Source organism: Streptomyces roseochromogenus subsp. oscitans DS 12.976 (assembly GCF_000497445.1).
Lineage (GTDB): Bacteria > Actinomycetota > Actinomycetes > Streptomycetales > Streptomycetaceae > Streptomyces > Streptomyces oscitans.
This window is the reverse complement of record NZ_CM002285.1, coordinates 7229829-7241789: the sequence shown is the minus strand read 5'-3', so window position 1 is coordinate 7241789 and position 11961 is coordinate 7229829. Positions and strand designations below refer to the sequence as shown.

10 protein-coding genes and 1 pseudogene are annotated in these 11961 nt (G+C 70.6%); 6 read left to right on the top strand and 5 right to left on the bottom strand.

Features of this window, described 5'->3' with window-relative positions:
- The 3 genes from M878_RS80960 to ybaK all read left to right on the top strand — a co-directional run.
- Positions 1–846 (top strand): hypothetical protein (locus M878_RS80960; protein WP_023551459.1); only part of this gene is annotated, 846 nt, incomplete at its 5' end.
- 6 nt (positions 847–852) lie between these two features.
- Complete coding sequence (locus tag M878_RS80955) at positions 853–1593, top strand: LON peptidase substrate-binding domain-containing protein (RefSeq protein ID WP_023551458.1); 741 nt, start codon at positions 853–855, stop codon at positions 1591–1593.
- Between the two features lie 23 nt (positions 1594–1616).
- On the top strand, positions 1617–2120 hold the full coding sequence (gene ybaK / locus M878_RS80950; protein WP_023551457.1) for a Cys-tRNA(Pro) deacylase: 504 nt from the start codon (positions 1617–1619) through the stop codon (positions 2118–2120).
- A 24-nt stretch (positions 2121–2144) separates the two neighbouring features.
- On the opposite strand, the gene M878_RS80945 is transcribed toward ybaK, so the two are convergent.
- The 4 genes from M878_RS80945 to M878_RS80930 all read right to left on the bottom strand — a co-directional run bounded on the left by M878_RS80945 (position 2145) and on the right by M878_RS80930 (position 6055).
- A complete protein-coding gene (locus M878_RS80945) occupies positions 2145–2765 on the bottom strand; it encodes a hypothetical protein (protein ID WP_031226384.1) in 621 nt (206 codons plus the stop codon).
- Between the two features lie 34 nt (positions 2766–2799).
- Positions 2800–3621, bottom strand: coding sequence for an ABC transporter permease (locus M878_RS80940; RefSeq protein ID WP_023551455.1), 822 nt, complete (start codon positions 3619–3621; stop codon positions 2800–2802).
- A 106-nt stretch (positions 3622–3727) separates the two neighbouring features.
- Positions 3728–4741: an ABC transporter ATP-binding protein gene (locus tag M878_RS80935; protein WP_051430135.1), complete on the bottom strand. Its 1014-nt coding sequence runs from the start codon at positions 4739–4741 to the stop codon at positions 3728–3730.
- A 96-nt stretch (positions 4742–4837) separates the two neighbouring features.
- A complete protein-coding gene (locus tag M878_RS80930; RefSeq protein WP_023551453.1) occupies positions 4838–6055 on the bottom strand; it encodes an NYN domain-containing protein in 1218 nt (405 codons plus the stop codon).
- A gap of 225 nt (positions 6056–6280) precedes the next feature.
- Between M878_RS80930 and M878_RS98530 the strand changes: the two genes are divergently transcribed.
- Positions 6281–6457, top strand: coding sequence for a hypothetical protein (locus M878_RS98530; RefSeq protein ID WP_023551452.1), 177 nt, complete (start codon positions 6281–6283; stop codon positions 6455–6457).
- A gap of 83 nt (positions 6458–6540) precedes the next feature.
- Here the strand turns inward: M878_RS98530 and dnaE are convergent, their stop codons facing one another.
- A complete protein-coding gene (gene dnaE, locus M878_RS80925; protein WP_023551451.1) occupies positions 6541–10080 on the bottom strand; it encodes a DNA polymerase III subunit alpha in 3540 nt (1179 codons plus the stop codon).
- Positions 10081–10297: 217 nt separating this feature from the next.
- Between dnaE and M878_RS80920 the strand changes: the two genes are divergently transcribed.
- Positions 10298–11623, top strand: coding sequence for a DUF2252 domain-containing protein (locus tag M878_RS80920; RefSeq protein WP_023551450.1), 1326 nt, complete (start codon positions 10298–10300; stop codon positions 11621–11623).
- Between the two features lie 66 nt (positions 11624–11689).
- A pseudogene (locus M878_RS80915) lies at positions 11690–11961 on the top strand (hypothetical protein); the annotation flags it as partial.

Here is an 11961-nt window from a genome sequence, read left to right as displayed (position 1 = left end):
GAGAGCCACGACTGGTACGTGCGGCGCCTCGCCGCCTTCGCCCGCTCGCGCCCGGAGTGGTTCGAGGCCTGGCGCGCGGCCGCCCCGCAGGACCCCGGTGCCCTGCTGGTCGGGGCACAGCTGGCGGTGGACCGCGTGTGGCCCTCGCCGGCTCGCGCCGAGCTGCTGCGCGAGGTGAGCCCGCTCATCACCGCCGCCGCCCTGGCCGACGACCGCGACCCGGTGCCCTGGCGGATCGCGCTGGACCATGCCCGCGGCTCCCGGGCCGGCCACCGGTACTTCGAGGAGCTGTGGGAGGCGGCGGTGCGGCGCGCCCCGCACCACTACAGCTGTCATGTGGCCGCGCTGCGCTTCCTGGCCACCTTCCAGCGCGGTTCGCACGGCGCCTGCTTCGACTTCGCCGACCGGGCCGCGCAGGACGCCCCGGCCGACTCGCTCGCACAGGCGCTGCCGGCCCGGGCGGCCCTCAGCTGGCTGACCGACGGCTGCGGCCCCGAGATCCCGCGTGCCCGGCTGGACGCCGCAGCCGACCGGGCGCTCGCGCTGTCCGCCCGTTTCCCGGCGGCCGACCCGTGGCCCGCCCCGATCCGCAACAAGCTCCTGTACGTCCTGCTGCGGCTGGACCGCTGGGAGGACGCCCGGGCCGAACTGCGCCTGATCGGCCCGTACGCCACGTCCTTCCCGTGGGACCGGTTCTCCGACGACCCGCTCGGCCACTTCCTGCGGCTGCGCGAGCACCTGCTGACGGCCCCTCCCGGGCCGGTCCCCGCGGCTCTGCTGACCTGGTCCCCGGCCCCGCTCGGCGAGCATGACGGACACACCCCGCGCCGGCGACCACTAGGCTGAGGCGTCGTGACCACCGCCCGTCTCCCGCTCTTCCCGCTGAACACGGTGCTGTTCCCGGGGCTCGTGCTGCCGCTGAACATCTTCGAGGAGCGCTATCGCGCGATGATGCGCGAGTTGCTCAAGACACCGGAGGACGAGCCGCGCCGGTTCGTCGTCGTGGCCATCCGCGACGGCCACGAGGTGGCGCCGAGCGCCCCCGGCATGCCGGATCCCACGGCACAGCCCGCGCGGGGACCGGCCGCGGGCTTCGGCCCGGAGCCGCTCAAGGCCGTCCACGGGGTGGGCTGTGTAGCCGACGCGGCGACCATCCGGGAGCGGGCCGACGGCACGTTCGAGGTGCTGGCGACGGGCACGACCCGGGTGCGGCTGCTCTCCGTCGACGCGTCCGGCCCGTTCCTGACGGCGGAGATCGAGGAACTGCCGGAGGAGCCGGGCGACGAGGCGGGCGCGCTGGCCGAGGGGGTGCTGCGCTCCTTCCGCCAGTACCAGAAGCGCCTGGCGGGCGCCCGCGAGCGCTCGCTGTCGACGGGCGCGGACCTCCCGGACGATCCTTCGGTGGTCTCCTACCTGGTGGCGGCGGCGATGGTGCACGACACCCCGACCAAGCAGCGGCTGCTGCAGGCGCCCGACACCGCGTCCCGGCTCCGTGACGAGCTGAAACTCCTTCGCGCCGAGACGGCGATCATCCGTAGTCTGCCGTCGCTGCCCGCGTTCGAGCTGACCCGGGCGCCGACGAGCCTGAACTGAGAAAGACGGCGGTGGACAGACGGATGGCGAAGAAGCCGAAGAAACAGCAGCAGTCCGGGGGCACCCCCGCGACGGTCGCCCTCTCATCGGCCGGCGTGGACTTCACGGTCCACGCCTACGACCACGACCCCGCCCACCCTTCCTACGGCGAGGAGGCCGCGGAGGCGATGGGCGTCTCCCCCGACCGCGTCTTCAAGACCCTGGTGGCCGACGTCGACGGCACCCTGACCGTGGCCGTGGTCCCGGTCTCCGGCTCCCTGGACCTGAAGGCCCTGGCGGCGGCGGTCGGCGGCAAACGAGCGACCATGGCGGACCCGACACTGGCGGAACGCACCACCGGGTACGTGCGGGGCGGCATCTCCCCCCTGGGCCAGCGCAAGAAACTCCCGACGGTGCTGGACGACGCGGCGGAGACACACGAGACGATCTGCGTGTCGGCGGGGCGGCGAGGACTCGAAGTGGAACTGTCCCCGGCAGACTTGGCGAAGCTGACAGAAGCGGTACTGGCGCCGATCGGGCGGGGCTGACGGGAGCGGCTTCTCGCGCCCTGGTTACAGCGACTCCGGGTCACGGGGCCCGAACAACGCCGTAAGCCCCAGATGCACCACCAACGCCCCCAACGGCCAAGCCAACAGCGCCCCCTTCGCCGAAAGCTTCAACGGCGCCGAGAAGGCGACCCCCTTCCCCACGGCCTTCGCATGCGCGAGCACGTCGGACTCGGGACCCAGATACACCCCCAGCCGCCATGCCAGCACCGACCCGAGCAGCGCACCGAGCCCGAGCGCCACCACGACCGGCACACCCCCACGCCGGCGCAGCAGAAAGACGACCACCGCACTCACGACCCCGAAGGCAAGCCCCAGCAGGGTGAACGTACCGTCCACGCCTATCGCCTGCTCCCCCTCGCTGTCCTTGAGGTAGACGACCCAGCTGTTGTCGACCTGGTCGCCGACCAGCGGCACATGCGGCGCCAGCCACCACCACAGCAGCCCCAGCAGCGCCCCGCCCAAGGTCACGACCACCGTGATCACGGCGGCCTCCCGCAGTTCGGTCTTCATCCCGGGGCCGTCCTGTTCGTAGCTGCCCCCATCCTGCGCCCCGGCAGGCGGCGGCGCCTGCCAGACCTGGTGCGGGGAGTCGTCGTGCGGTGGCGGAGTCAGCGGTGCGGTCATCCTGACATCGTGCCAGGTCGCGCTGTGCGCCGCGTCACCGGACGGCCGCCCGGCGGTACGCCCAGGTCGCCACGGCCAGCGAGACCACCCCGACACCCGCGCAGACCCCCAGGTCGACCAGGACGACGGCCCAGTCCGGGTGCGCCCCGAAGGTCCGGGCATAGGCCTCCACGCCGTAGGTCGACGGCAGCAGATCACGTGCCAGCCGTACGATCTCCGGCATCCGGTCGGCCGGCAGTACCCCCAGCAGCAGCGCCGCCGACATGCCCAGCTGCCCGAGCAGCGTGGCCAGTTCGGGCCGTGGCGCGAGCAGCCCGCAGGCGGCGCCGAGCCCGGACAGCGCGGCCCCGGCGAGCGGGATCACGGCCAGCAGGATCCACAGGTTGGACAGCGGCAGCCCGAACAGCGCGCACCCGAAGACGGCCGTCACCAGCGTCCCCGGCACGGTGAAGGAGGCGTACGCCGCCGCCGCGCCCAGCACCACGGCGGCCGGCGGCACCGGCAGGGTGGCGTAGTGATCGAGCCCCCCGCTGGCCCGCAGCTGACCGAAGTACTGCGAGAGCAGGTTCAGGGCCACATAGGCGACGACCAGCACCGACGAACCCGCCACCACGGACTCGGCCTCGCTGCCGCTGTCGACGACGCCCCGCATCATCACGGCGATGCCGACGGACTGGAAGGTGGCCACGAACAGCAGCGGGATCCGGGCCACCCGAGCCCGGGACAGCTGCGCCCGGTAGACGGCCGCCAGCGACGGCCACAGCCGTGCGGGCGGCCCGAGTTCGGCCGCGCCCCGTGCCGTCTCCGGCACGGCCGGGGCACCGCCCGGCAGAACCTCCGCGGGTACGACACTCACGTCGAGCTGCTCCTCTTCCCTACGGCAGTCGCGTAGACCCCTACGGCAGTCCCGCAGATCCCTACGGCACTCGCGCAGACCCATACGCATCGCACGGCCGCCGCGCTCACGCCTTCACCAGCCCCTGCCGGGCCGCGCCGCCGAGCGCCAGATAGACGTCCTCCAGGCTGGGCGTGGCCAGCGTGAAGTCGTCCAGGGCGGCGAAGGCGGCCCCGCCGGTCACGGTGGCGACGACGGCACGGGCCTCCTCGGGGGCGAGCCGCAGCGTCCAGCGCCGCCCGGACTCCATCGCGCGCTCGCGCAGCGCGGCGACCTCGGGCACCTCCAGCGGCGCCCGGTCCCGCCACACCAGCTCGACCCGCACCTCGTCGGCGACCTGTTCCTTCAGCCCGGCGGGGGTGTCGCAGGCGATGACCCGCCCCCGGTCGAGTACGGCGACCCGGTCGAGCACGGTCTCGGCCTCGATGACGTTGTGGGTGACCAGCAGCACGGTCGTACCGCGCTCGGCGCGCCGCCGGTCCACGGCCGCCCAGACCGCGCGCCGGGCCACCGGGTCCATGCCGGTGGTCGGCTCGTCCAGCACGAGCAGCGGCCGCTCACCGACGAGGGCGGCGGCGAGACAGGCGAGCCGCCGCTGCCCGCCGGACAGCTTCTTCAGCGCCCGTCCGGCGATCGGTGTGAGCCCCAGCTCCTCCAGTACGGCGTCCCGCTCGGCCCGTGCCCGCCGTACGTCCAGGCCGCGCAGGCGTCCGGTGGTCTCGGCGGCGAGGGAGACGGTCAGCTCGTCCAGCGCGGAGGACTCCTGGCCGAGGTAGGCGAGGAGGCGCGCGGCCCGCTCGGGGTGCCGGACGATGTCGTGCCCGAGGATCTCGACGCTGCCGCTGTCCGGCCGGAGCAGCCCGGTGAGCTGTCGTACGAGGGTGGACTTGCCGGCGCCGTTCGGTCCGAGCAGCCCGAAGACCTCGCCGCGTCGCACGTCCAGCTCGACCCCGTCGGTGGCCCGTACCTCGGGCGTGCCGGGCGCACCGCGCCGCCCTCGCACGGCCGGATAGGTCTTGCCGAGCCCGCGCACGCGTACGACCTCGTCATGCCGAGGTGCCTGTGCCGCGCGCGTACTCACAAGGGACGAGACTAAGGGGTAATGACGCTTTACCCGCCCTTGGGGCCACGTCCGTACGCGAACGGTAAGCATCCCCGGCACAGCGTGCCCGGCCGCTCACTCCCCCGCAGACGCGCTCTCTGACGCGGCCGGTACATCGATCTCCCGCCAGAACCCCGCCCGAATGGCGTAGCGGTCGTGTTCGTCGATCTGGTCGTCCTTGTGGGCGAGCAGCCCGAACCGCGCGGCGTACCGCAGCAGCTCTCCGTCGATGCGGTGCGGGATGCGCGGATACAGCTGCGACAGCTTCTGCAGATGGCCCTGGTCGCCGAGCCGGGACATCCAGCGGCGGGCGAAGACCTGTCCCACCTCGTACGGGTCGCCGCCGACCGTGGTGATGTCCTCCTCCCGGTCGGCCCAGCGCTGCTCGGCCGTGGTGAGCTGGGCGAGCGTCGGCATGGCGGCGACGTCGGGCGGCTCGGTGACGGCGCCCGGCCGGTCCACCCAGCCCTTGTCGGAGGACCAGCGCAGGGTCGCGGTCGCGGGGTGCTGCACCGGCTGGGCGCCGGGGGCGCGCAGCGCGGCGAGGTCCTTGGGGGTGGGGACGCCCTTGGCCGCGGCGGCCCGCTCCTGGGTGCCGTTCCCCGTCACGGCGGCCGCCGGGGGCGCACCCTGCTCGGCCGGCCGCTCGGGCGTCGCGGCCAGCGCGGAATCGGGCAGCGGCGCGGACAGGATCGCGGCGATCTCGGGCCGGGGCACGGGCGACGGGGCGCAGACGCTGGTCAGCTCCTTGGCCCGGACGGCCTGGGTGATCCAGGCGCGGTCCAGGACGCGCCGCTCATCGGCCTCGGCGACCAGGTCCTCGGACTGGTTGTAGTCGCCGTCGGCGGCCTGTACGGCCCACAGGTGGACGGCGACGCCGTGCTCCTTGGCGGCCATCATGCCGGGCAGCAGGTCGCCGTCGCCGGTGACGAGGACGACGTCGGAGCAGGCCCGGTTGCGGGCCAGTTCGGTCAGCTCGGCGTGCATGGCGGCGTCGACGCCCTTCTGTGCCCAGCGTCCGTCGCTGCGGGTGAGGGCGCCGAGCCGGACCGTGACCCGGGGCATCACACGCAGCCGCCGATGCTCCGGTTGGGGGACGCGGTCGGGGGCGCCGTCGAACCAGTAGATGCGCAGCAGCGGGCGCTCGGTCTCCGACTCGGCGCGTTCGCGCAGCGCCTGGATCAGCGCGGGGTGGTCGACGGCGATCCGGGACCGCGAGGGCTCACCGGCGAGGAGGCTGGCGGCGGCTCCCAGCAGGTACCCGGCGTCCACCAGGACGATGCAGCGGTCCACGCGACTCACCCTCTTCCCGGGAGGTTTTGCTTCGGACTTCCTTCGAGTCTGCCCGACGGCGCAGAGGTTAACGGCCCGAACTCGATCTTCGGCGTGGCGTTTGCGGATCCCGCGCACCCACCAGCCCTGTCACACACGGTAATTATCCGACATGCGCGTGATGTCAGCGTATGTGAATCTGGTCCCGGCCCTGGCCCCTAGATCCCCCACAGGAGGCAGATCACCATGGCCAAGAACAAGAACCGTAAACAGGGCGCCCCGCAGAACCGCCCCTCGCAGGCCGAGCAGGCCCGTGAGCATACGCAGCGGCAGTCGGAGGCACACGAGTCGCCGGTGTCGCACATCCAGGGCGGCCCCGCGGATGTTGCTCGCAAGAAGCAGAAGAGCTTCGGCCACAACTAAAGGGCAGTTGAAGCCCAGGCACACAGGAGGGGCGCACCCGTGGCGGGTGCGCCCCTTTGTGCATGTCCGGGCTCGTGTCCGGGTCAGCCGGCCAGGCAGGACGGGCCGAGCAGTACCTTCAAGTCGCCGAAGAGCGCCGGGTCGGGCTTGACCCGGTGCCGGTCCAGGCGCAGCACGGTGGTCTTGCGCGGGCCCTGCAGCTTGATGCGGACCTCGCTGTCGCCCTTGTGGTGACTGAGGATCTCGCCGAGGCGGCTGACCATGGGCGGAGTGACCCTGGTGGCCGGGATGGTGAGGATCACCGGCGCGTTGGTGCCCGCGTTGGACAGGTCCGGGACCATCAGCTCCATGGCGACGAGCCGGGGCACGTCCTCGCGCTTGTCGAGGCGGCCCTTGACGAACACCACCGCGTCCTCGACGAGTTGGGTCGACACCAGCTGGTAGGTGGCCGGGAAGAACATGCACTCGATGGAGCCGGCGAGGTCCTCGACGGTGGCGATCGCCCAGGCGTTGCCCTGCTTGGTCATCTTGCGCTGCAGGCCCGAGATGATACCGCCGATCGTCACCACGGCCCCGTCGGCGTGCTCGCCGCCCGTCAGCTGGGCGATACCCGCGTCCGCCTTGTCGGACAGCACGTGTTCGAGACCGAACAGCGGGTGGTCGGAGACGTACAGACCGAGCATCTCCCGCTCCTGGGCGAGCAGATAGGTCTTGTCCCACTCGTCCTCGGTGAACTGCACGTCGAGTCCGAAGCCGGGCTCGCTGCTGCTCTCCTCGCCCATGCCGCCGAAGAGGTCGAACTGTCCCTCGGCCTCCTTGCGCTTGACCGCGACCACGTTGTCGATCATCGGCTCGTACTGCGCGGTGAGCCCCTTGCGGGTGTGACCCATGGTGTCGAAGGCGCCGGCTTTGATCAGCGATTCCGTGGTGCGCTTGTTGCACGCGACCGCGTCGACCTTGTCGAGATAGTCGGGGAAGGAGGCGTACTTCCCCTTCGCCTTGCGGCACTTGATGATCGACTCCACCACGTTGGTGCCGACGTTGCGCACGGCCTCGAGACCGAACAGGATCACGTCGTCGCCCTGGGCGGCGAAGTTGTGCACCGACTCGTTGACGTTCGGCGGGAGCACCTTGATGCCCATGCGGCGGCATTCATTGAGGTAGATCGCCGACTTGTCCTTGTCGTCCTTGACGGAGGTCAGCAGCGCGGCCATGTACTCGGCCGGGTAGTTCGCCTTCAGATACGCCGTCCAGTACGACACCAGGCCGTACGCGGCCGAGTGCGCCTTGTTGAACGCGTAGCCGGCGAACGGGACCAGCACGTCCCACAGGGCCTGGATGGCCTCGTCGCTGAAGCCGTTCTTACGGGCGCCGGCCTGGAAGATGGTGAAGTTCTTCGCCAGCTCCTCGGGCTTCTTCTTGCCCATCACCCGGCGGAGGATGTCGGCCTCGCCGAGCGAGTAGCCCGCGATGATCTGGGCGGCCTTCTGCACCTGCTCCTGGTAGACGATCAGGCCGTAGGTGACCGCCAGGACCTCCTCGAGGGGCTTCTCCAGATCCTTGTGGATCGGCGTGATCTCCTGCTGCCCGTTCTTGCGCAGCGCGTAGTTCGTGTGGGAGTTCATGCCCATCGGGCCCGGGCGGTACAGGGCCGACACGGCGGAGATGTCTTCGAAGTTGTCGGGCTTCATCAGCCGCAGCAGCGAGCGCATGGGGCCGCCGTCGAACTGGAAGACGCCGAGGGTGTCGCCGCGCTGGAGGAGTTCGAAGGTCGTGGGGTCGTCCAGCGGCAGGGACAGCAGGTCGATGTCGAGGCCCTTGTTGGCCTTCACCATCTTGACCGCGTCGTCCATGATCGTGAGGTTGCGCAGGCCCAGGAAGTCCATCTTCAGCAGGCCGAGCGACTCACAGCTCGGGTAGTCCCACTGCGTGATCGTCACGCCGTCGGTGTGCCTCACCCACACCGGGACGTGCTCCGTGATGGTCTCGCTGGACATGATCACGCCGGCGGCGTGCACGCCCATCTGCCGGACCAGGCCCTCCACACCGCGTGCGGTGTCGATGACCTTCTTCACGTCCGGCTCGTTCTCGTACATCCCGCGGACCTCGCCCGCCTCCGAGTAGCGCGGGTGGCTGGAGTCGGTGATGCCGGAGAGCGGGATGCCCTTGCCGAGGACGTCGGCGGGCATGGCCTTGGTGATGCGGTCGCCCATCGCGTACGGATAGCCCAGCACGCGCGCGGAGTCCTTGATCGCGTTCTTGGCCTTGATGGTGCCGTACGTGCCGATCATGGCGACCTTGTCGGCGCCGTACTTCTCCGTGACGTACCGGATCACCTCGACGCGCCGGCGCTCGTCGAAGTCGATGTCGACATCGGGCATGGAGATGCGCTCGGGGTTGAGGAACCGCTCGAAGATCAGGCCGTGCGGGATCGGGTCGAGGTCGGTGATGCCCATGGCGTAGGCGACGATCGAGCCTGCGGCGGAGCCTCGGCCGGGGCCGACGGCGATGCCGTTGTTCTTCGCCCACATGATGAAGTCGGCGACCACGAGGAAGTAGCCGGGGAAGCCCATCGAGATGATGACGTCCATCTCGTACTCGGCCTGCTTCTGACGGTCCTCGGGGACGCCGCCGGGGAAGCGGCGCTCCATGCCGCGGCGGACCTCCTCCTTGAACCAGGTGACCTCGGTGAAGCCCTCCGGGATGTCGAACTTCGGCATGAGGTCGCGCTTCTCGAACATGCCGTCGGTGTCCACCATCTCGGCGACGAGGAGCGTGTTGGCGCAGCCCTCCTGCCAGGCGTCCGAGGAGTCGATGGCGTACATCTCGTCCGTGGACTTCAGGTAGTAGCCGGTGCCGTCGAACTTGAAGCGGTCCGGGTCGGAGAGGTTCTTGCCGGTCTGGATGCAGAGCAGGGCGTCATGGGCGCCCGCCTCGTGCGCGTACGTGTAGTGCGAGTCGTTGGTGACCAGCGGGGGGATGCCGAGCTTCTTGCCGATGTCGAGGAGGCCCTGGCGGACCCGGTGCTCGATCTCGATGCCGTGGTCCATCAGCTCCAGGAAGTAGCGGTCCTTGCCGAAGATGTCCTGGTAGTCGGCGGCCGCCTTGAGGGCCTCCTCTTCCTGGCCGAGACGCAGCCGGGTCTGGACCTCCCCGGAGGGGCAGCCGGTGGAGGCGACGATGCCCTCGGACCACTGGGCGATGGTCTCCTTGTCCATCCGGGGCCACTTCTGCAGCCAGCCCTCGGCGTAGGCGTCGGAGGAGAGGCGGAAGAGGTTGTGCAGGCCGGTCTTGTTCACCGCCCACATCGTCTTGTGGGTGTAACCACCGGAACCGGAGACGTCGTCCCGCTTCTGATGCGGCTGGCCCCACTGGATCTTCCGCTTGTTCCGCCGGGACTCAGGGGCGACATATGCCTCGATCCCGATGATCGGGGTGATTCCGGCCTTCTTCGCGGAGTGGAAGAAGTCGTACGCCCCATGGAGGTTGCCGTGGTCGGACATGGCGATGTGCGTCATGCCCATCTCATTGCAGGCATTGAACATGTCCTTGAGCCGCGCGGCACCGTCCAGCAGCGAGTACTGGGTGTGGACGTGCAGGTGCGTGAAGGGCGGCTTTGACACGGTATGGCCTCCGGCGAAAACAGTAGGCGACGGGCGTACGGGCAGTTCTGGGGTCAGCGTCGAAGTCTATGCCCCGGGACTGACACAGGAGGGGGATCCCTGCGTACCTTCGTGCGGGAACCGGGCACTCCCGCGTGGCGTCGCCCGTTGGAGACGGCGGAAGCGCTGTCGTACCCGTTCATGCACATTCATGCACCGCACCAGGAGGCACCCAGCGATGTCGGTCCCCCAGCTCAGCGACGAGCAGCGCGGCGAGGAGCTCCTCGCCGTCTTCGACACCGCCTTCGGCCGGCTCCTGGCCGCCGACCCGGCCGCGTTCCGGGTGAAGTTCCGGAAGATGGCGGCCTCGGCCTTCGCGTTCTACCGGGGCACGGCGTGCCTCTTCTACCACGACCTGGACGCCGAGAAGCGCGGTGGTCCATTCCTGGACGACCGCACCTCGCGCGTGTGGATCCACGGCGATCTGCACGCGGAGAACTTCGGCACGTACATGGACTCCAACGGCCGTCTGGTCTTCAACGTCAACGACTTCGACGAGGCGTACGTCGGCCCGTTCACCTGGGACCTGAAGCGCTTCTCGGCGTCGATCGCGCTGATCGGGTACGCGAAGGCGCTCGGCGACGAGCAGATCACCGAGCTGGTCTCGGTCTACGCGGCCGCCTACCGCGAGCGCATCCACGCCCTGGCCACGGGCGCCAAGAGCGATGAGGTGCCGCCCTTCACCCTGGACACCGCCGAGGGCCCGCTGCTGGGCGCCCTGCGGGCCGCCCGTTCGCTGACCCGCTTCGAGCTGCTGGAGTCGATGACCGAGATCCGCGACTTCGAGCGCCGCTTCGCCCCGGGCGGCGGCTCCATCGAGCTGGACGCGGCCACCCGCTACAAGGTCCTCGCGGCCTTCGACGGCTATCTGGAGACGCTGCCGGACTCCTCCCTGGCCCGCCCGGACTCCTACCGCGTGAAGGACGTCGTCGGCCGCCGGGGCATCGGCATCGGCTCGGCCGGCCTGCCGTCGTACAACATCCTCCTGGAGGGCCACAGCGACGCCCTGGAGAACGACGTCGTGATCTACGTCAAGCAGGCCCAGACCCCGGCCGTCTCCCGGCACATCACGGATCCGGCCATCGACAGCTACTTCCAGCACGAGGGTCACCGCACGGTGATCTCCCAGCGCGCCCTGCAGGCGCACGCCGACCCGTGGCTGGGCTGGACCGAGCTGGACGGCGCGGGCCAGCTGGTGGCCGAGGTCTCGCCGTACGCCGTCGACCTGGACTGGAGCGACATCGACGACCCGGAGGAGATCGCGCAGGTCGTCGCCGACCTGGGCCGGGCCACGGCGACGATGCACGCGGCCGCCGATGACACCTCCGGCGAGTCCCTGGTGCCGTTCTCCACCGAGCGGGCCATCGACGCGGCGCTCGCGGCCGACGAGGAGGGCTTCGCGCCCCTCCTGGTGGACTTCGCGCACAGCTACGGCGCACGCGCGCGTGCCGACCACCAGATCTTCGTCGACCTGTTCCGCAATGGCCGGATCCCGGGGCTGTGACCTTCGGGTACTCACAGGCAGTCTTTAGGAGTCCCTTAACGGCGTACGTGACAGACTCTTCTCTCTATGGACATATCCGGGACCCAGCTCAGAGCCGTGCGCGCGGCGCTGTTCACGGCTGTCGTCGTGACGCTCAGCACCGCGTCGCACGTGCTGCTGTCCCGGGCTCCGCTGCCGGTGCCGACGGTGCTGGCGGTCTCCGCCGGCGTGTTCGGCACCGCGTACGCGCTGGCGGGCCGAGAGCGCGGCTTCGGCCGGATCGCGGCCCTGCTGGTCCCGCTGGAACTGGCCGCCGACACGGTCTTCACCACCGGCCAGCACGCCTGCTACGGCCGGGC

Coding starts and splice junctions, on each gene's coding strand:
- ybaK (WP_023551457.1), top strand. CDS start 1,617: ATGGCGAAGAAGCCGAAGAAACAGCAGCAGTCCGGGGGCACCCCCGCG.
- M878_RS80945 (WP_031226384.1), bottom strand. CDS start 2,765: ATGACCGCACCGCTGACTCCGCCACCGCACGACGACTCCCCGCACCAG.
- M878_RS98530 (WP_023551452.1), top strand. CDS start 6,281: ATGGCCAAGAACAAGAACCGTAAACAGGGCGCCCCGCAGAACCGCCCC.
- M878_RS80920 (WP_023551450.1), top strand. CDS start 10,298: ATGTCGGTCCCCCAGCTCAGCGACGAGCAGCGCGGCGAGGAGCTCCTC.